We start from the raw sequence: 19,071 nt of genomic DNA, 5'->3' as shown, positions 1-19,071 counted from the left end.
TATAACCTGGCCAGAAGGAGGCAATATCAATATGATGCACGGCGACAGCAGGGTGATGGTGGTGGTGTGTTTGGAGACAGCCAGTTTACCAGCACCCTGTCTGTCAACTTCCACTTCCCCAAGATCCCGCGAAGAACCATAAAAAAACCGCCCCGGGGGGCGGCTTTCTCACAGGGATGAACGCTGTCATCAGGCAATCAGCTTGTAGATGATACCGGACATGGCGATGAGGCCGATGAGGGTGACGAAGCCGTTGCTGAGGTTGCCGGCATATTTGCGCATGGCCGGCACCTTGGCGATGGCGTACATCGGCATCAGGAAGAGCAGCATGGCGATGATGGGGCCGCCCAGATCTTCAATCATGCCGAGGATGCTCGGGTTGATGGTGGCCACGGCCCAGGTGGTCAGGATCATGAAGACCGCGGTCACCTTGTTCAGCTGCTTGACGTCGACGTTCTTGCCCTTCTCGCGCAGGGACTTGGCCATCAGGCCGTTCATGCCCTCTTGCGCACCCAGGTAGTGACCCAGGAAGGACTTGCTGATGGCAACCATGGCGATGAGCGGTGCCACGGTGGCGATCACCGGGTTGTCGAAGTGGTTGGCCAGGTAGGAGAGGATGGAGATGTTCTGCTCCTTGGCCGCCGCCAGGTCAGCCGGGGAGAGGCTCAGCACGCAGCTGAACACGAAGAACATCACCGTCATCACCATCATGACGTGGGCGCCCAGCAGGATGTTGCTGCACTTCTTCTCGGCGTTGGCGCCGTAGCGGCCTTTGTTGTCCACCGCGAAGGAGGAGATGATCGGGGAGTGGTTGAAGGAGAACACCATCACCGGGATGGCCAGCCACAGGGTCTTGATGAAGTCGCCGTTGAAGGCCTCACCCAGCGCAGGGGCTTCGGTGATGATGGCACCGTTCCAGTGCGGGATCAGGTAGACCGCCAGGCCCATCAGGGTGACCACGAACGGGAAGACCAGCACGCTCATCGCCTTGACGATGACCTGGCCGCCCAGGCGAACGATCGCCATCAGACCCAGGATCAGCACCAGGGAGAGGATGGCACGGGGAGGTGCCGTCATGCCCAGCTGGTGCACCATCAGGCTCTCGACGGTGTTGGTGATGGCCACGGAGTACATCAGCAGGATGGGGTAGATGGCGAAGAAGTAGAGCAGGGTGATGAACTTGCCTGCGGTCTTGCCGAAGTGCTCTTCCACCACCTCGGTGATGTCGCCGTCACGGGTGGAGCCGGACAGCACGAAGCGGGTCAGGCCACGGTGGGCGAAGAAGGTCAGCGGCAGGGCCAGGATCAGCATGGCGACCAGCGGCCACAGGCCACCGACACCGGCATTGATCGGCAGGAAGAGGACACCGGCGCCGATGGCGGTACCGTACAGACCCAGCATCCAGACCACGTCGGCCTTGTTGATGCCACGGGAGGAGGCTTTGCTCAAGCTGCCTTCAACTGCAATGTTCATGTCAGACATAGGGGTGTTCCTGTCATCAAGGAAAGTGGGATCTTAACTTGTCAGTGGGCCTGGGCCCGGTTCCTTTCCCTGGAACTCCAGCTATTCGTCCTGTTTGTTCCTCCGCCCCGGCCATCCGGCCACCACTCCCTGTGGCAACCTGATTGCAACAAACACGGGCGGGGAGTCGTAATACAGAGGGGATCGTGCTCGCTCGTTAACAACGGGATAACGCTCACCTCATCCGATGAGATGACTCTAGTTAAAAGGCCCTATTAATCACAGCGTTTTTTTGAATTAATCAACCAAAGTTTGATTGGAATCGCCTTTCCGTCGCTTCAGATCACACTTCAATCGCCATATTGCGATTTTTTTTTAACATATAAACTTTTTGATGTGATCCACCTCACCCTTGAAACGCGCAACAATTTTGTCACAAACCCCTCATCGCCCCCCGATTGTCTCCCGTCGCCCCATGGCGTACCCTTTGTGTCCGCCCCTTTTCTGCGTACCGACCATGACCCTCTCCCGCACCGATCTCGCCGAGCTGGCCGTGTTTGCCGCCGTCGCCCGTCACCGCAGTTTCAGCAAGGCCGCCCTCGAGCTCGGGGTCTCCGCCTCGGCCCTGAGTCATGCCCTCAAAGGGCTGGAGAGTCGCCTGGCCGTCAGGCTGCTCAATCGCAGCACACGGGCCGTGGTGCCGACCGAGGCGGGCGAACGGCTGCTGGCCCAGGTGCTGCCAACCCTGGGGCAACTGGAGGCGGCGCTGGCGGAGCTGACGCGCCACGCGGGCGAACCCGTGGGCAGGCTCAGGCTCTGTGCCCCCCGAGCCGCCATCCAGGAAGTGCTGGCCCCGGTGCTCATCGACTATCTGGTGCGCTACCCGCGCATGCAGGTGGAGGTGGAGGAGCTGGAGCTGATGCCCCGCCTCATCGAGGATGGCTACGACGCCGCCCTCTTCTATGGCGACCTGCTGCCCCAGGAGATGATCTCGGTTCCCCTGGGCCCGCAGCAGCGCTATCTGGTGGTGGGCTCCCCCGACTATCTGGCACGGCGTGGCACCCCTCGCTACCCCTCGGATCTGCGCCAGCACGACTGCATCGGTTATCGGCTCACGCCCCATCACCACTATCGCTGGGCCTTTGCCGCCGAGGGGGAGCTGCTTGAGATCGAAGTGACGGGCCCGCTCACCACCAGCACGCCCGCGCTCTACCTGGGGGCGGCCGAGGCGGGGCTCGGGCTCGCCTACTGCCATGAAGGGGAGGTGTTCGACGCCCTGGCATCGGGGCGGCTGGTGAGCGTGTTGGATGACTGGAGCCCCAGCTTTGCCGGGTTCAACCTCTTCTATCCGGGCCGGCACCAGCTGGGGCAAGGGCTGCGAGCCCTGATCGACATGCTGAAGGAGTATCACAGGATCCGTTGATTGATGAAATTTATTCAGCAATCCATCAAATGAAAGCCTGATTATCAATTAAACCATAAGAAACTAGACTGTCTGCTCGATCCCGGCCCTTTTCCCGAGTACAGATATGTCCGCCTACTTCCGCCTGCGTCAACGGGCCATGGCCCGCCGTTTCTGGGGCTATGCCCTCCCCTCCGTCATGGCCATGCTGGTCTCCGGCGCCTACTACCTGGTGGACGGCATCTTCGTCGGCCACTACGTGGGGGCCGCCGGCCTTGCCGGTATCAACCTGGTCTATCCGGTCATCATGGTGCTCATCGGCCTCGCCGCCATGATCGCCATGGGGGCCGCCACCGCCATCTCCTTCCAGCAGGGCGCCAGGAACCTCGCTCTGGCCCGCCAGGCTCTGGTCAGCGCCCTCTGGCTGCTGCTGATCCTGGGCACGGTAGCGCCGCTGCTGCTGCACCACTGGCACACCGATATCCTGCAGGCCCTGGGAATGGCCCCCGGCACCGACACCTGGCAGCAGGCCAGCGACTACCTCACCTGGATTGGCGGTGGCACCCTGCTGCTCGCCAGCAACCTGGCGGTGCCCTACCTGCTTCGCAACGACGGCCGTCCTCGCCTCGCCATGGTACTGGTGAGCGGCGGCGCCCTCCTCAACATCCTGCTCAACTACATCATGGTGGGCCGGCTCGGGCTCGGCCTCACCGGCACGGCCCAGGCCACCCTCCTCTCGGAGGCCGTGGTCAGCCTGCTCGGCCTGGGGTACTTCTTCACCCGCCACGCCCGGTTGCGGCTGACCTGGCGCCAGCTGGTGCCCCGCTTCCCGGCCATGCCCGGCCTGCTCTTCACCGGGCTGCCGAGCCTCATCGCCCAGTTCAATCTGGGGCTGCTGTTGCTGCTGCACAACAGCCAGCTGATGGTGCACGGCACGGTCAAGGATCTGGCGGGCTTCACCGTGGCGGGGTACACGGAGGCGGTCTTCATCGTCATCCTGCAGGGACTGGCGTTTGGCATCCAGCCCCTGGTGAGCCAGGCAGCCGGGGCCGGGCGCCATCGCGACCTCCAGTTCCTGATGGCGATGGGTCTCAAGATCACCCTGGTCTATGGCCTGGGGGTCTGGCTGATTGTCCAGCTGCTGCCGCAGCCGGTCGCCATGCTCTACACCGGGGATCAGGACGCAGAGCTGCTCGCCGCCGCCATCAGCAGCCTGACCCTCAACCTCGCTGCCCTGCCCCTGGAGGGGATCGTCATGTTCGGCATCGTGCTGTTGCAGGCCATGGCCCGCACCCGCCAGGCCCTCGCCATCTCCGTGGCCAAGACGGTGCTGCTGCTGCCCCTCATCTTCCTGCTGCCCCTCTGGTGGGGGCGCGACGGGGTCTTGATGGCACAGCCCGCCACCGTGCTGCTGCTGACGCCCCCCCTGTGCTGGCTGCTGTGGCGGGAGTGGCGGGCCCTGAGCCCTGCCGGAGGGCGTGCTTCCGTCCGTATGCACCGGGCGCTGACCGCCCCCTGAGGCCCGCCCCGGCGTCCCCCCACAAACGTCGCCCATAAAAAAAGTCCCCGCATGCGGGCAATGCTGTTCAGATAAGCACTTTTTTGACTGATTATTCATAAATTGGATTTGAGTTGAGGGGGCAAGGCTGTGTCCAGTCGATCTTCCTCCAGCCTTTATCCAGCGGGGCTTGCAATAGAAAGAGGGAGGCATCATGCCTCCCTCGCTTTTTTGTCCTGATACTACGTGGACTGGAACTCAAATTCTCTTAAGTGAACAGCATTGCCGCATGCGGGGACTTTTTATTGGAAGCGGCAGATCAGCAGTAGCCGTAACCCAGCAGACGCTGGTAGCGCTGCTCCAGCAGCTGCTCGCTGTCGAGGGGGCGCAGGGCATCCAGATCCTGCTTGATGCGCGCTTTCAGGTGCTTGGCCATCTTCTCCACGTCGCGGTGGGCACCGCCGAGGGGCTCCTCGACGATGTTGTCGATGAGCTTCAGCTCCTTCAGGCGCTGGGCGGTGATGCCCATGGCATCCGCCGCCACCGAGGCCTTCTCGGCGCTCTTCCACAGGATGGAGGCGCACCCTTCCGGGGAGATGACGGAGTAGGTGGAGTATTGCAGCATGTTGACCCGATCGCCCACGCCGATGGCGAGGGCGCCGCCGGAGCCGCCTTCACCGATCACGGTGCAGACCACCGGCACGGTCAGGCCGGCCATGACTTTCAGGTTGCGGGCGATGGCTTCGGACTGGCCACGCTCCTCGGCACCCACGCCAGGGTAGGCACCCGGGGTGTCGATGAAGGTGATGATCGGCATCTTGAAGCGCTCGGCCATCTCCATCAGGCGCAGGGCCTTGCGGTACCCTTCCGGACGCGGCATGCCGAAGTTGCGCTTGATCTTCTCCTTGGTCTCGCGACCCTTCTGGTGACCGATGATCATCACGGGCTCGCCGTCGAGACGGGCGATGCCGCCGACGATGGCCTTGTCATCGGCATAGGCGCGATCCCCGGCCAGCTCGTCGAAATCGGTGAAGATCTGCTCGATGTAGTCGAGGGTGTAGGGGCGCTGGGGATGACGTGCCATCTGGGATACCTGCCAGGCCCCCAGATCGCCGAAGATCTTCTTGGTCAGCTCTTCGTTTTTCTTCTCCAGCCGGCGAATGTCTTCGCTGAGATCCACGGCACTGTTGTGCTCGCTCACATGGCGCAGTTCATCGATCTGTGCCTGCAACTCGGCGATCGGCTGTTCAAAATCCAGAAAAAGACTCATAGGGACAATAGATCCTCTAATCAAAAACCAATTCAACCCGCTCTCGTCCAAGCAGGACTCGCAAGTCATCTATCAGTTGATCGGTGGGCGTCACCCGCCACTCGGTACCGAGCGTCAATCGCACCCGGGAACCGGGGCGACGATAGTTTACCTGAACCGGACAGACTCCGGCACGGGCGGGCTCCAAAATCTCGCACAAACGCGGGAAAAAGCGCTCGTCAATGCGTTGTTCATCGAGGGAGATGCGGATTGCCCTGGCAAAACGCTCCCTCGCATCGTTGATATCCAGCAACTCGCGGGCCGACATTTTAAGGCCACCGGAGAAGTCATCAAAGCTGACCTGTCCAGAAACCACTAAAATACGGTCTTTTTGCATCAATTCTTCGTATTTTTCCAGCGCTTCACTGAAAAGGGTCACATCCAGACGGCCGGATCTGTCGTCCAGGGTGAAGATCCCCATCTTGTTGCCGCGCTTGGTCACCATGCTGCGCGCCGCGATCACCAACCCCGCCGCCGTGGTCACCGTATCCCGGGAGGTGGGATGCAGATCGCACAGTCGGCCCGAGGTGTAGCGCCGCAGCTCGCTGCTGTACTGGTTGATGGGGTGACCGGTGAGGTAGAGCCCGAGGGTCTCCCGTTCCCCTTCCAGCCACACCTTGTCAGGCCAGTGCGGCACGTTGGCGAACGCCTTCTTGACGTCGTCGATCTCTTCGGTGAGCACACCGAACATGTCGACCTGCCCCACCGCCTGGGCCTTGGCGTGCTGCTCGGCGGCGCGCATCGCCTCCTCCAGGGTCGCCATCAGGGCGGCGCGGTGGGGGCCGAGCCTGTCCATGGCGCCGGAGAGGATGAGCTTCTCCATCACCCGCTTGTTGAGCTTCTTGATGTCCACCCGGTTGCAGAAATCGAACAGGTCGCGGAACGGACCGTCCCGATCCCGCGCGTCCAGGATCGCCTCGATGGGCCCTTCCCCTACCCCCTTCACCGCGCCGATGCCGTAGACGATGTGGCCGTCCTCGTTGACGCTGAAGCGGTAGCGACCGGTGTTGACGTCCGGCGGGATCACGGTCAGCCCCATGCGCTGACACTCGTCCACCAGGGTCACTATCTTGTCGGTGTTGTCCATGTCCGCGGTCATCACCGCCGCCATGAACTCCGCCGGGAAGTGGGTCTTGAGCCAGAGGGTCTGGTAGGAGACCAGCGCATAGGCAGCGGAGTGGGACTTGTTGAAGCCGTAGCCCGCAAACTTCTCCACCAGATCGAAGATCTTCATCGCCAGTTCGCCGTCGACGCCGTTCTTGACCGCCCCCTCCTCGAAGCCCGCCCGCTGCTTGGCCATCTCTTCGGGTTTTTTCTTGCCCATGGCCCGGCGCAGCATGTCCGCGCCACCCAGGGTATACCCCGCCAGGGTCTGGGCGATCTGCATCACCTGCTCCTGGTAGAGGATGATGCCGTAGGTGGGCTCGAGTATGGGTTTGAGGCTTTCGTGCTGCCACTTCTCGTCCGGGTAGGAGATGGCCTCCTTGCCGTGCTTGCGCTCGATGAAGTTGTCCACCATGCCCGACTGGAGCGGGCCCGGGCGGAACAGGGCCACCAGCGCGATCATGTCTTCGAAGCAGTCGGGCTGCAGCCGCTTGATGAGATCCTTCATGCCGCGGGATTCGAGCTGGAACACCGCCGTGGTCTCGAAACGCTGCAAGAGGGCGAACGACTTCTTGTCGTCGATGGGGATGGCGGCGATGTCCACCGGCGGCTTGCCCTCTTTGGCAAGGCGCGGGTTTATCATGCCGAGCGCCCAGTCGATGATGGTGAGGGTGCGCAGCCCCAGGAAGTCGAACTTCACCAGCCCGGCATACTCCACGTCGTTCTTGTCGAACTGGGTGACCGGGTGATGCCCCTCGTCGTCGCAATAGAGCGGCGCGAAGTCGGTGATCTTGGTGGGCGCGATCACCACGCCACCGGCGTGCTTGCCGGCGTTGCGCACCACCCCTTCCAGGCGGCGGGCCATGTCGATGAGGTCCTTGACCTCCTCGTCCTGCTCGTAGAGCTCCGGCAACTTGGGCTCGGCTTCGAACGCCTTGGCGAGGGTCATGCCGGGGTCGGGCGGGATCAGCTTGGAGATGCGATCGACAAAGCCGTAGGCGTGGCCCAGCACCCGGCCGACGTCCCGCACCACCGCCTTGGCTGCCATGCTGCCGAAGGTGATGATCTGGGACACCGCCTCCCGGCCATACATCTCGGAGACGTGATCGATCACCTCGTCGCGCCTGTCCATACAGAAGTCGACGTCGAAGTCGGGCATGGAGACCCGCTCGGGGTTCAAGAAACGTTCGAACAGCAGGTCAAATTCCAGCGGATCGAGATCGGTGATCTTGAGGGCGTAGGCCACCAGCGACCCCGCCCCCGAGCCCCGGCCCGGACCGACGGGGATGCCGTTGTCCTTGGACCACTGGATAAACTCCATCACGATGAGGAAGTAACCCGGGAAGCCCATCTGGTTGATCACTTTGAGCTCGATGTCGAGACGCTCGTCATACTCGGGACGGCGCTCGGCCCGCACCGCCGGATCCGGGAACAGGAAGGCCAGCCGCTCCTCCAGCCCTTCCTTCGACTTCATGACCAGGAAGTCTTCGGTGGTCATGTCGCCGGTGGGGAAGTTGGGCAGGAAATACTCGCCAAGGCGCACCGTCACGTTGCAGCGCTTGGCGATCTCCACCGTGTTTTCCAGGGCTTCCGGGATGTCGGCAAACAGCTCCGCCATCTCCTCCTGACTGCGCAGGTACTGCTGGGGGCTGTAGCGGCGCGGTCGGCGCTTGTCCATCAGGGTGTAGCCGTCGTGGATGGCGACCCGGATCTCGTGGGCATCGAAGTCATCGGCGGTGAGGAACACCACCTCGTTGGTGGCCACCACCGGCAGTTCGAACTCGGTGGCAATGGCCACCGCCATGTGGAGGTAGACCTCCTCGTCCGGGCGGCCGGTACGCAGCAGCTCAAGGTAGTAGGCATCCGGGAAGTGGGTCTGGTAGAAGGCGAGGCAATGCTCCACCATCTGGCGGTTGCCCTTGAGCAGGAACTTGCCCACATCCCCCTCGCGCCCGCCGGAGAGGACGATCACCCCCTTGGCATGTTCGCCAAGCCAGGCCTTGTCGATGACGGGGCGCCCCTGCACATGACCGCGCTGATAGCCGCGGGAGATGAGCAGGGTGATGTTCTGGTAGCCGTCGTTGTCCATGGCGAGCAGGGTGAGGCGAAACTGCTCGTCCCCAAGCTCGTCGCTCTGCACCCAGAAATCCGCCCCGACCAGGGGCTTGATCCCCTTGCCGTGGGCAGAGCCGTAGAAGCGCACCAGGCCGCACATGTTCATCTGGTCCGTCAGGGCCAGGGCCGGCATGTTGTTGGCGGCGGCAGCGGAGACGATGGGACCGATCTTCTGCAGGCCGTCGACCATGGAGAAGTCGGAGTGCACCCTCAGGTGGATGAAACGGGGATCAGCCATGGTCACGCCCTCTCATTGCGCAAGCAGAAATCGTTCAGACAGATCGGCATCGGTTATTCGATCCCCAGGGCGCGGCGCACCGGCTTGAAGCTCTGACGGTATTCGAGCAGCGGGCCCCGTTCGGCCAGAATGGCGAGGTGCTCCGCCGTCGGGTAGCCCTTGTGGCGGGCGAAACCGTACTCGGGATGGCGGCTGTCCAGCTCGGTCATCTCGGCGTCCCGGGTCACCTTGGCGAGGATGGAGGCGGCGCTGATGGCGGCCACCAGGCTGTCCCCCTTGACCACGGCGCGGGCCTCCATCGGCAATCTGGGGCAGCGGTTGCCGTCGATGAAGACCAGCTCGGGCGTCACCTTGAGCCCCGCCACGGCGCGCTGCATCGCCAGCATGGTGGCGTGCAGGATGTTGAGTTCGTCGATTTCCGCCGGGCTGGCGCGGCCGATGGCATAGGCCAGCGCCTTCTCTTTGATCTCGCCAAACAGGGCGAGGCGCTTCTTCTCGGAGAGCTTCTTGGAGTCGGCGAGGCCAAGGATGGGATTGGCAGGATCCAGGATCACCGCGGCGGTGACCACGTCACCCACCAGGGGGCCGCGACCCACCTCGTCCACTCCGGCAATCAGCTTGTCTTCGGGAATATCGATTGTCATCTCATAGCCTTGAATCAAAACCGGCCCCGCAGGGCCAGTATCAGCACAACATCACGCCTGACACACAGGCAGGGCCCACTAGCGTTCCAGCAGCGCGGCAACCGCTTCCGCTGCCTGCACATCCGCATTGCAGCGGATCTTCTCGTGCAACCGGGTGAAGGTGGCGATGAGCTCGCTGTTGTCATGGTCCAGCAGCTTGCTCACCTCTTCCACCAGGTTGGCCGGGGTGCACTCGTGCTGGATGAGCTCGGGCACCAGCATCTTGTCCGCCAGCAGGTTCGGCAGGGAGACATAATCCGTCTTCACCAGCCACTGGGCCAGCAAGTAGCTGAAGGATTTGAGCTTGTAACCGACCACCATGGGCTTTTTCACCAGCATGGCCTCGAGGGCCGCGGTGCCGGAGGCGAGCATCACCACGTCGGCGGCAATCATGGCCTCGCGGCCCTGGCCGTCCAGCAGCACAATGTCGAGCTCCGGAGCCACCTCGGCCTTGATGGCGAGGAACTGCTCGCGCCGTTTCTGGTTGACCAGAGGCACGATGAAACCGAGATCCGGGTTGTGCACCGTCAGGTGCTTGCACGCCTCGAGGAAGACCGGCGCCATGAAGCCCACTTCCGCCGTGCGACTCCCCGGCAGTACCGCCAGCCAGCGACGGGCGGGATCGATGCCAAGGGCCTCGCGCACCGCCCCTTGATCCGGCACCAGGGGAATGTCGTCCGCCATGGTATGGCCGACGAAGCGACAGGGGGCATCGAAACGGTCGTAGAAGGCTTTCTCGAACGGCAGGAAGGCGAGCACCATGTCGGTGGCCGCCTTGATCTTGTGAATGCGGCCCTGACGCCAGGCCCAGACGGAGGGACTGACATAGTGGACCGTCTTGATACCGGCGCGGCGCAGTTTCAGCTCCACCCCGATATTGAAATCCGGTGCATCCACACCGACGAAGATGTCGGGGGGATTGGCGATGAAGTGGCGCAGCAGTTCGCGGCGCACCTGGAGGATGCGGGGCAGACGGCCCAGCACCTCGGTGATGCCCATGACGGAGAGCTCCTCCATCTCGAACAGCGCCTTCACGCCGAGAGCCTGCATCCGCGGCCCGGCGATCCCTTCGAACTGCGCATCCGGGTAGCGGGCTTGCAGTTCGCGCACCAGCCCTGCGGCCAGGATGTCGCCGGAGGTCTCTCCGGCGACGATGCCGATGCGAATGGGATCAGGCACGGATGATCCCGCGCTCGTTGTCCTTGAGGAAATCCACATAGAGCTGGATGGCCGGTTCGCTCTGGGCCATCTCGCTCAGCACGGGCAACACCTCTTCAATGGTCTTGCCGGAGCGGAAGATCTCCTTGTAGGCGCGCTTGACGGCGGAGATCGCCTCGGCGCTGAAGCCACGACGACGTAGGCCTTCGGAGTTGACCCCGAACGGCTTGGCGTAGTTGCCGGCGGCCATCACGTAGGGCGGCACGTCCTTGTTCAGGGCAGCGCAGCCGCCGACGAAGGCGTGGGAGCCGACGCGGCCGAACTGGTGAATGGCAGACAGACCGCCGAAGATCACGAAGTCACCGATGTGCACATGGCCCGCCAGGGTGGCGTTGTTGGCGAAGATGCAGTTGTCACCGATGATGCAGTCGTGGGCCACGTGAACGTTGACCATGAACAGGTTGCCGCTACCCACCTTGGTCAGGCTCTGGTCCTGGGTGGTACCGCGGTGCACGGTGCAGTTCTCGCGAAACACGTTGTTGTCGCCGATCTCGAGGAAGGTGCGCTCGCCGGCGTACTTCTTGTCCTGGCAATCCTCACCGATGGAGGTGTGCTGGAAGATCTTGTTGCCGCGACCGATCTTGGTCGGGCCCTTGATCACCACGTGGGAGCTCACCCAGGTGTTGTCACCGATTTCCACCTCGGCGCCGATGACGGTGAAGGGGCCGATTTCAACCCCTTTGCCGATGACGGCAGACTCATGGACGATGGCGGTGTCGTGGATGATGGCAGTCTGATCGATCACGGTTATACCTCGCGCTTGGCGCACATCAGTTCGGCAGTACAGACCACTTCACCGTCGACGGTGGCGACACCGGTGAACTTGGCGATGCCGCGACGCTCCTTCAGGAACTCCACATCCAGCACCAGCTGATCGCCGGGGCCCACCGGGCGCTTGAAGCGGGCATTGTCGATGGAGGCAAAGTAATAGAGCTCGTTGGGTGACGGCTTGCCCACCATGGTGAAGGCCAGGATACCGGTGGCCTGGGCCATGGCTTCCAGGATCAGCACGCCGGGGAAGACCGGCTTGGCCGGGAAGTGGCCCTGGAAGATCGGCTCGTTGAACGAGACGTTCTTGATGGCGCGCAGGGTCTTGCGCTCATCGCTGATCTCGTAGTTTTCCACCTTGTCCACCATCAGGAACGGATAACGGTGGGGCAGCAGATCCATGATTTCCTGGATGCCCAGGCTCTTCTTTTCAGTAGTCAAAACAGTACCCTATACCAATCGTGATTATTCTTGATCCAGCTTTTTCTCAAGCTTGCTCAACCGCTTGTGCATCTCTTCGATACGCATCACCCGGGCGGCAGTCTTGCGCCACTCTTTATTGGTTTGCAGGGGGATGCCGGAAGAGTAGATACCGGGCTCGGTGATGGGACGCATCACCATGGCCATGCCGGTGACGGTGGCCTGGTCGCAGATCTCCATGTGCCCGTTAAAGACGGAGGCACCACCAATGATACAGTATTTGCCGACCTTGAGACTACCGGCCATCACGGTGGAGCCCGCCACGGCAGTGCCGTAGCCGATCTCGACGTTGTGGGCGATCTGGCACTGGTTGTCGATGATGACGTTGTCAGCGATGCGGGTATCTTCCAGCGCACCGCGGTCGATGGTGGTGCAGGCACCGATCTCGACCCGGTTGCCGATGGTCACGCCACCAAGCTGGGGGATCTTGATCCATTCGCCGCGCTCGTTGGCATAACCGAAACCGTCTGCCCCGATCACGGTGCCGGCCTGTACCAGACAGTCCGTGCCCAGGGTCACGTTGTGATAGAGGGTGACGTTGGCCCACAACCGGGAGCGCGCTCCCAGTCGGGTATCCTTGCCAACGAAACAGCCCGGGCCGATGCGCACATCGTCACCCAGCACGACGCCGGATTCGATCACCGCATTGGCACCGATGGCCACTCTCTCGCCCAGTTGCACGTCAGCCGCGATGACGGCGCTCGGATGGATATCCATGGCCGGCTGCGGGGTGGTGTCCAGCAGTTGGGCAACCCGTGCAAAGCCCACGTAGGGGTCCTTTAGCACCAGGGCGTTGGTGGGGCAAAACGGCAGGTCTGCCTCGGTGATGAGCACGGCAGTGGCCTTGCTCTGCTCCAGAAAATGCCGGTACTTCTTGTTGGACAGGAAGGCTATCTCCCCCTCCCCGGCTTTTTCCAGTGTCGCGACCTTGCGAATTTCCCGGGTCCCATCCCCATGGACCTCGGCCCCCAGTTGCTGGGCCAGCTGTGCGAGAGTGAATGCCATCAATTAGTTGCTCTTGCTAACCTGAGAAATAACCTGGCCGGAGATGTCCAGCTTGCTGGCTGCATAAGGGGCAGCGTTGCGCTCCAGCACCAGATCGTAGCCATTGCTCTTGGCGATGGCGTCAATGGCAGCCTGCACCTTGGTCAGGATCTTGTTGCGCTCTTCGGACTGACGGCGACCGTTGTCCTGTTCAAACGCCTGACGCTTCTGGTTGAATTCCATCTGCAGCTTGGCCAGCTTCTCCTGGCTCTGCTTCTTCTGTTCGGCGCTCATGAAGGCTTCGTCCTTCTTGAACTTCTCGACCAGTGCCTGACCGTCAGACTCCAGCTTCTGCAGTTCACGCATGCGCGGCTCGAACTCGCCCTTCAGCTTCTTGGCAACGGCTTCACGCTGGGGCAGCTTTTGGAAGACTTCGCCCATGTCGACCACGGCAATCTTGGTCTCAGCGAAGGCAGAACCCATGCCGGCAGCCATCAGTGCAAAGCTCAAACCAGCTACTTTCAACGCTTTATTCACACTTACTCCTTGGTCCCTCGGTCGAGGGCTACCTGATTTACCTGATTGTGCAAGCGATCCACGAGATCGTCTTGTTACCTGGTGAGGCACGCAAACGCGCGACCCATCATGCTTCCCCCGCCATGGCGGGGGGCGTCCGCTCCCCTTAGAAGGTACGGCCGATGTTGAAGGAGAAGACTTCGGTGTCGTCCCCTTCGTATTTCTTGATTGGTCTTGCCAGCACGAACACCAGCGGGCCCATGGGAGAGAGCCACTGCAGCGACAGACCGGTCGACATCCGGATGTTGCTCGGGTCGGAGTAGTCCATCAGATAGTTGCAACCACTGAAGCAACGGTTCTGATACTGGCTGTAGTCGAAGTGGGTATCCCACACGGAACCGGCGTCGATGAAGAAACTGGTCCGCAGCTGGGGCTGATAGGTCTCGGAGGCAAAGGGCGTCGGCACGATCATTTCCAGCGAGGCCACCGCCAGGGCGTTGCCCCCGACCGAGCTGTCAGTGCCCTGGATGACGTCGTTGCCGCCCAGGTTGTAGTAGTAGAGTGCCTTCGGACCCACGGTGTTGCTCTTGAAGCCACGCAGGGTGTCGAAGCCACCGGCGTAGTAGTTCTCGAAGAACGGCAGGACGTGCTCGTAATCGCCATTGCTGCCGTAGCCGTCGCCGTAGGAGGCGCGGGCCTTGGCCAGCATGACCCACTTGTGGTCGGCATCAAACGGGAAGTAGTGAGCATCTTCGGCGTTGAGCTTGAAGTACTGCAGATCCATGCCGGGCACAGTCACCTTGGCGTTCACCCGCTGGCGGTCCCCCGCGGTCGGGAACTGACCCTTGTTGAGGGTGGAGCGGGTCCAGCCGGCGGTGACGTCCACGGTGTTGAACACCATGCGGTTGTCGCCATCCAGATTGCCGTTGTAGACCTTCCAGAACTCGTCCACCTGTACATAGGGGTTGGGCTGGGAGAGTTTGTTGTTCTCGTAGCCCAGGCTGAAGTCGAGACGGTTGTTCTCGTTGACCGGGAAGCCGCTGGAGAGACGGAAACCGACGGTGGTGTTCTCGTAGTCCACGATGTTGGCGTCGGCCGCACTGAACTTGTTGTAGTAGAGACGGCCGCCCAGGCTCACCCCGTCCACGGTGAAGTAGGGGTCGTTATAGCTCAGGTCGACGCTCTTGGAGTAGTCGTTGGTGCTGGCGTTGATGCCGATCTTCTTGCCGGTCCCCATGAAGTTGTCCTGCTGCAGACCCGCCTGCAGGCTCAGACCCGACTCGGTGCCGTAGCCGATACCGGCGTTGATGGACCCCGCCGGCTGCTCCTTGACCTTGAAGTCCAGATCGACCTGGTCATCGCTGCCCGGCACCCGCTTGGTGTCCACTTCCGCGGTCTCGAAGAAGCCGAGGCGGTTCAGACGGGTCTTGGACTGCTCGACGTTGTCGGAGGAGAGCCAGGTGCCCTCCATCTGGCGCATCTCGCGACGTAGCACTTCGTCCTTGGTGGTGACGTTGCCGCTGAAGTTGATGTTGCGCACATAGACCCGGGGACCCGGCTCCACGTTGACGATGAGCTCCACTTCCTTGGTCTGGTCGTTGATCTGGGGGAAGGTGACCACTTTCGGATAGGCGTAGCCGTAACGGCCGAGGAACTTGGAGAGCACCTCTTCGGTATGGGTCACCTGGCTGGCGGAGTAGACGCTGCCCGCCTCGATGGGGATGAGGCCCTTCATTTCGCCGCCGCGGTCGATGAGGTCGCCCTTGAGCTGGATACCGGAAACCTTGTACTGCTCCCCTTCCTTGACGTTGAGGGTGACATAGACCCCCTTCTTGTCCGGGGTCATGGAGACCTGGGTGGACTCCTGGGTGAAGCGGATGTAGCCGCGGTCCATGTAGTAGGAGCGCAGCACTTCGATGTCACCGGCCAGCTTCTGCTTCTGGTAGCGCTGATCGCCGGTGAAGTTCCACCAGGGCACGTCGTCCTTGAGGGAGAGCTGGGCCAGCAGCTTCTCTTCCGGGAAGACGTTGTTGCCGACGATGTTGATCTGCTGGATCTTGGCCGCTTCCCCTTCCACGAAGGTGAACTTGAGGTCGACCCGGTTGCGCGGCAGCGGGGTGACGATGGCCTTGACCTTGGCGGAGTACTTGCCCACGCCGTAGTAGAAATCTTCCAGCCCTTTCTCGAGGGAGCTCAGCACAGTGCGATCCAGCGGATCACCCACGCGGATCCCGGAGGATTCCAGGCTCTGGGTCAGTTGCTCTTCCTTGATATCCTTGTTGCCGGAGAACTCGATGCTGGAGATGGTCGGGCGCTCCTTGACCACCACTTGCAGCACCTGACCGTCGCGATAGACCTTGACGTCCTCGAAGTTGCCGGAGGCATAGAGCTTCTTGATGGCGTTCGCCAAGGACACGGAGTCGACGGAATCACCGACCCGCACCGGCAGATTCAACAGGGCGGCACCCAGGGTCACCCGCTGCAGGCCCTCGACCTGAATGTCTTGCACCACAAAAGAGGCCGGGGCAGCCTGAGCCAGGAAGCTGGCCCCCAGCAGGCAACTCAACACCAATGCTTTTTTAACAGCCATTTTGTTCTTATGTGTCCTTGTTGATGCTCTGGCCTCAGAGGCGAGCGAAATCATTAAACAGCGCAATGCCCATCAGTAACATCAGAATGGCGGCGCCTATCCTGAACCCAACTTCCTGAATTTTTTCCGATACCGGCTTGCCGGTGATCGCCTCGATGAGGAAATAGACCAGATGGCCGCCATCGAGCACCGGCAGGGGGAACAGGTTGATGATCCCCAGGTTGACGCTGATGAGCGCCAGGAATCCGAGGAAATAGACCAACCCGTAATCGGCGCTGCTGCCGGCCCCCTTGGCGATGGAGATGGGGCCGCTCAGGTTGTCCAAAGAGACGATGCCACCGATCAGCTTGCCTATCATGTCGAAGGTCAGGGTGATCAGGCTCCAGGTCTTCTGGACCCCATGCCACAGGGCTTGCAAAGGCCCATACTGTAACAGAGTTCGATACTCATCCGGTAATGGAACCAGTTGCGGCGACAAGCCCACAAAACCGACCAGCTGGCCCTTCACTTTCTTCCCGTCCGGGGTCAGGGTCAGGGTCATCTCGCTGCCCCCGCGCTCCACCGTCACCTGCAGCGGCTGCGCCGGTGACTGCTGGACACGCTCGACAAACTGGGCCCATTCGGTGATGGCCTCTCCATCGACCCCCTTGATGCGATCCCCTATCTGAAGGCCAGCCTTCTCGCTGGCGCTCGATGGCACCACGGCCTCCACCACGGGCAGCACCTTGCCACCGAGGGGCACTATCCCGAGGCTGCCAATGGGAGACTCCTTGTCGGGGTCAAACTTCCAGCCTGCCAGCTGCAGGGTCTTGTCCACTGCATAGCTGGTATTGGCCGCCTTGAGCTTGAGCTTGACCGAGTCATCACCAAGGTGGCTGATGAGGGCGTAGGTGACGCTCTCCCAGTCACCGGTCTCCTCGCCGCCGACGCCGACGATCTCCATGCCTGGCAGGATGCCGGCCTCTGCCACGATGGAGGCGGGACGCACCTCGCCCACCACGGGTTTGACGCTCGGCACCCCTATCATGAACATCAGCCAGAAGGCGAACAGGGCGAACACGAAGTTCGCCATGGGGCCGGCCGCGACGATGGCCATCCGGGCCCAGACGCTCTTGTGGTTGAAGGCCTGCGCCTCCTCCCCGGGTTTGAGTTCATCGACCCGGCCATCCAGCATCTTGACGTAACCGCCAAGGGGGATCAGGGCCAGCACGTATTCGGTGCCATCCTTGCCAAGGCGACGCCAGATGGCCTTGCCAAAGCCGATGGAGAAGCGCTCCACCTTGACGCCGCAACGACGAGCCACCCAGAAGTGGCCAAATTCATGCACCGCCACCAGCAGCCCGAGGGCCACGATGAAGGCGCCGATATTCCACAGAAGCCCGCCCATCAGCCGCGTACCTCGCGGTCATGTCCAGTCCTGCGCTCGAGAGCATGGAGAGGGGCTGGCTGCCACCACAGTCCGTTCATACGGCAAGCTCCTTTATCAGTTGCTGGGCACGGGCTCGGGCCGTACCGTCCAGGGCGATGAGATCCGCCAGAGAGCCGGCAGCACTGCTGCCCAGCTCGGCCATGACGGATTCGTTGACTCTGGCAATATCCATAAATCCGATCCGCTCTGCAAGAAAAGCCGCGACGGCCTCCTCGTTGGCGGCATTGAGGGAGGTGGTCGCCCCCTGCCCCTGCTGGCACGCCCTCATGGCCAGCGCCAGACAGGGATAGCGCTCATAGTCGGGCCGGATAAAGCTGAACTCTCCGACACTGAAGAAATCCAAAGGTTCCACACCGGACTCGATCCGTTCCGGATAGGCCAGAGCGTGGGCAATGGGGGTGCACATGTCCGGGTTGCCGAGCTGGGCCAGCACGGAGCCATCCTTGTACTGCACCATGGAGTGAATGACGGACTGGGGGTGGATCACCACCTGGATCTGCTCGGGGGCCGCATTGAACAGCCAGCGCGCCTCGATGTACTCCAGCCCCTTGTTCATCATGGTGGCGGAGTCCACCGAGATCTTGGCCCCCATGGACCAGTTGGGATGGGCAATGGCTTGCGCCGGGGTGACATGGTGCAGTTCACCCACATCGGCATAGCGGAAAGGTCCGCCGGAGCCGGTCAGCAGGATCTTGCTGATCCCCGCCCCGGCCAGATCGCAGAAACCGGGCTGGCGCTGCACGTCGACCGGCAGGCACTGGAAGATGGCGTTGTGTTCGCTGTCGATGGGCAGCAGCTCGGCGCCGTGCTCGCGCACCGCCTCCATGAAGAAGGCGCCGGACATCACCAGCGCTTCCTTGTTGGCCAGCAGAATGCGCTTGCCGGCGCGCACGGCAGCCATGGTGGGTGCCAGACCCGCCGCACCGACAATGGCCGCCATCACGCTGTGGGCATCGGGGTGAGCAGCCACGTCGCACAGGGCTGCCTGACCGGACAACACCCGGGTGGTGCTGCCGTGAGCCTTGAGCCGACCCGCCAGATCACTGGCGGCGCCTTCGTCCACCATGACAGCGAACCGGGGGGAGAATTCGAGACAGTCGCGCAGCATGGCGTCCACGCTGCGGGCAGCGGTCAGCGCCAGTACCTGCCAGCGCCCGGGGTTGTGGCGCAGTACCTTGAGGGTGCTCTGACCGATGGAGCCTGACGCTCCCAGGATCACCAGGTTTTGCATCAAGACTCCTGATTGGGTAACAGACTGATGGAGCGGGACGCTCCC

General features: G+C 62.2%; 15 protein-coding genes. 3 read left to right on the top strand and 12 right to left on the bottom strand.

The window, feature by feature from the left end; genetic code table 11:
• The coding region (locus J9889_RS05930; RefSeq protein ID WP_210556124.1) for a hypothetical protein at nucleotides 1–180 on the top strand (180 nt) is incomplete at its 5' end.
• Nucleotides 181–189: 9 nt separating this feature from the next.
• Here the strand turns inward: J9889_RS05930 and J9889_RS05925 are convergent.
• Nucleotides 190–1,482: an HAAAP family serine/threonine permease gene (locus tag J9889_RS05925; RefSeq protein WP_039039437.1), complete on the bottom strand. Its 1,293-nt coding sequence runs from the start codon at nucleotides 1,480–1,482 to the stop codon at nucleotides 190–192.
• A gap of 496 nt (nucleotides 1,483–1,978) precedes the next feature.
• Between J9889_RS05925 and J9889_RS05920 the strand changes: the two genes are divergently transcribed.
• Both J9889_RS05920 and J9889_RS05915 read left to right on the top strand, forming a co-directional pair.
• Nucleotides 1,979–2,884 (top strand): LysR family transcriptional regulator, encoded by a 906-nt coding sequence (locus tag J9889_RS05920; protein ID WP_210556125.1) that lies wholly within the window; start codon nucleotides 1,979–1,981, stop codon nucleotides 2,882–2,884.
• Nucleotides 2,885–2,990: 106 nt separating this feature from the next.
• Nucleotides 2,991–4,382: an MATE family efflux transporter gene (locus J9889_RS05915; protein WP_210556123.1), complete on the top strand. Its 1,392-nt coding sequence runs from the start codon at nucleotides 2,991–2,993 to the stop codon at nucleotides 4,380–4,382.
• Between the two features lie 298 nt (nucleotides 4,383–4,680).
• On the opposite strand, the gene accA is transcribed toward J9889_RS05915, so the two are convergent.
• From accA to ispC, 11 genes are all read right to left on the bottom strand, one after another.
• A complete protein-coding gene (gene accA, locus J9889_RS05910; protein WP_010673419.1) occupies nucleotides 4,681–5,631 on the bottom strand; it encodes an acetyl-CoA carboxylase carboxyl transferase subunit alpha in 951 nt (316 codons plus the stop codon).
• 16 nt (nucleotides 5,632–5,647) lie between these two features.
• Nucleotides 5,648–9,127: a DNA polymerase III subunit alpha gene (dnaE, locus tag J9889_RS05905; RefSeq protein WP_042015569.1), complete on the bottom strand. Its 3,480-nt coding sequence runs from the start codon at nucleotides 9,125–9,127 to the stop codon at nucleotides 5,648–5,650.
• A 53-nt stretch (nucleotides 9,128–9,180) separates the two neighbouring features.
• Complete coding sequence (gene rnhB, locus J9889_RS05900; protein ID WP_104451736.1) at nucleotides 9,181–9,771, bottom strand: ribonuclease HII; 591 nt, start codon at nucleotides 9,769–9,771, stop codon at nucleotides 9,181–9,183.
• A 78-nt stretch (nucleotides 9,772–9,849) separates the two neighbouring features.
• Nucleotides 9,850–10,989 (bottom strand): lipid-A-disaccharide synthase, encoded by a 1,140-nt coding sequence (gene lpxB, locus J9889_RS05895; RefSeq protein ID WP_210556122.1) that lies wholly within the window; start codon nucleotides 10,987–10,989, stop codon nucleotides 9,850–9,852.
• Complete coding sequence (lpxA, locus tag J9889_RS05890) at nucleotides 10,982–11,773, bottom strand: acyl-ACP--UDP-N-acetylglucosamine O-acyltransferase (RefSeq protein ID WP_010673415.1); 792 nt, start codon at nucleotides 11,771–11,773, stop codon at nucleotides 10,982–10,984. Before lpxA ends, lpxB begins: the two co-directional genes overlap by 8 nt.
• 2 nt (nucleotides 11,774–11,775) lie before the next feature.
• Nucleotides 11,776–12,237, bottom strand: a complete 462-nt coding sequence (fabZ, locus tag J9889_RS05885) for a 3-hydroxyacyl-ACP dehydratase FabZ (protein WP_010673414.1) — start codon at nucleotides 12,235–12,237, stop codon at nucleotides 11,776–11,778.
• Nucleotides 12,238–12,261: 24 nt separating this feature from the next.
• Nucleotides 12,262–13,281, bottom strand: coding sequence for a UDP-3-O-(3-hydroxymyristoyl)glucosamine N-acyltransferase (lpxD, locus tag J9889_RS05880; protein ID WP_039039449.1), 1,020 nt, complete (start codon nucleotides 13,279–13,281; stop codon nucleotides 12,262–12,264).
• Nucleotides 13,282–13,284: 3 nt separating this feature from the next.
• Nucleotides 13,285–13,797, bottom strand: a complete 513-nt coding sequence (locus tag J9889_RS05875; RefSeq protein ID WP_029313943.1) for an OmpH family outer membrane protein — start codon at nucleotides 13,795–13,797, stop codon at nucleotides 13,285–13,287.
• A gap of 145 nt (nucleotides 13,798–13,942) precedes the next feature.
• Nucleotides 13,943–16,366: an outer membrane protein assembly factor BamA gene (bamA, locus tag J9889_RS05870; RefSeq protein ID WP_103255025.1), complete on the bottom strand. Its 2,424-nt coding sequence runs from the start codon at nucleotides 16,364–16,366 to the stop codon at nucleotides 13,943–13,945.
• Nucleotides 16,367–16,400: 34 nt separating this feature from the next.
• Nucleotides 16,401–17,753 (bottom strand): sigma E protease regulator RseP, encoded by a 1,353-nt coding sequence (rseP, locus tag J9889_RS05865; RefSeq protein WP_210556121.1) that lies wholly within the window; start codon nucleotides 17,751–17,753, stop codon nucleotides 16,401–16,403.
• A 76-nt stretch (nucleotides 17,754–17,829) separates the two neighbouring features.
• On the bottom strand, nucleotides 17,830–19,026 hold the full coding sequence (ispC, locus tag J9889_RS05860) for a 1-deoxy-D-xylulose-5-phosphate reductoisomerase (protein WP_042864260.1): 1,197 nt from the start codon (nucleotides 19,024–19,026) through the stop codon (nucleotides 17,830–17,832).
• Nucleotides 19,027–19,071: the final 45 nt, after the last annotated feature.

This window comes from Aeromonas sp. PrichA-15 (assembly GCF_017939245.1).
GTDB lineage: Bacteria > Pseudomonadota > Gammaproteobacteria > Enterobacterales > Aeromonadaceae > Aeromonas > Aeromonas caviae.
Note: the sequence above shows the minus strand (reverse complement) of the source record. Positions and strands in the feature narration are given on the sequence as shown.

Bases quoted from the DNA above. Each gene is read 5' to 3' on its own strand.
- J9889_RS05925 (WP_039039437.1), bottom strand. From the start codon at position 1,482: ATGTCTGACATGAACATTGCAGTTGAAGGCAGCTTGAGCAAAGCCTCC.
- J9889_RS05920 (WP_210556125.1), top strand. From the start codon at position 1,979: ATGACCCTCTCCCGCACCGATCTCGCCGAGCTGGCCGTGTTTGCCGCC.
- J9889_RS05915 (WP_210556123.1), top strand. From the start codon at position 2,991: ATGTCCGCCTACTTCCGCCTGCGTCAACGGGCCATGGCCCGCCGTTTC.
- accA (WP_010673419.1), bottom strand. From the start codon at position 5,631: ATGAGTCTTTTTCTGGATTTTGAACAGCCGATCGCCGAGTTGCAGGCA.
- dnaE (WP_042015569.1), bottom strand. From the start codon at position 9,127: ATGGCTGATCCCCGTTTCATCCACCTGAGGGTGCACTCCGACTTCTCC.
- rnhB (WP_104451736.1), bottom strand. From the start codon at position 9,771: ATGACAATCGATATTCCCGAAGACAAGCTGATTGCCGGAGTGGACGAG.
- lpxD (WP_039039449.1), bottom strand. From the start codon at position 13,281: ATGGCATTCACTCTCGCACAGCTGGCCCAGCAACTGGGGGCCGAGGTC.
- bamA (WP_103255025.1), bottom strand. From the start codon at position 16,366: ATGGCTGTTAAAAAAGCATTGGTGTTGAGTTGCCTGCTGGGGGCCAGC.
- rseP (WP_210556121.1), bottom strand. From the start codon at position 17,753: ATGGGCGGGCTTCTGTGGAATATCGGCGCCTTCATCGTGGCCCTCGGG.
- ispC (WP_042864260.1), bottom strand. From the start codon at position 19,026: ATGCAAAACCTGGTGATCCTGGGAGCGTCAGGCTCCATCGGTCAGAGC.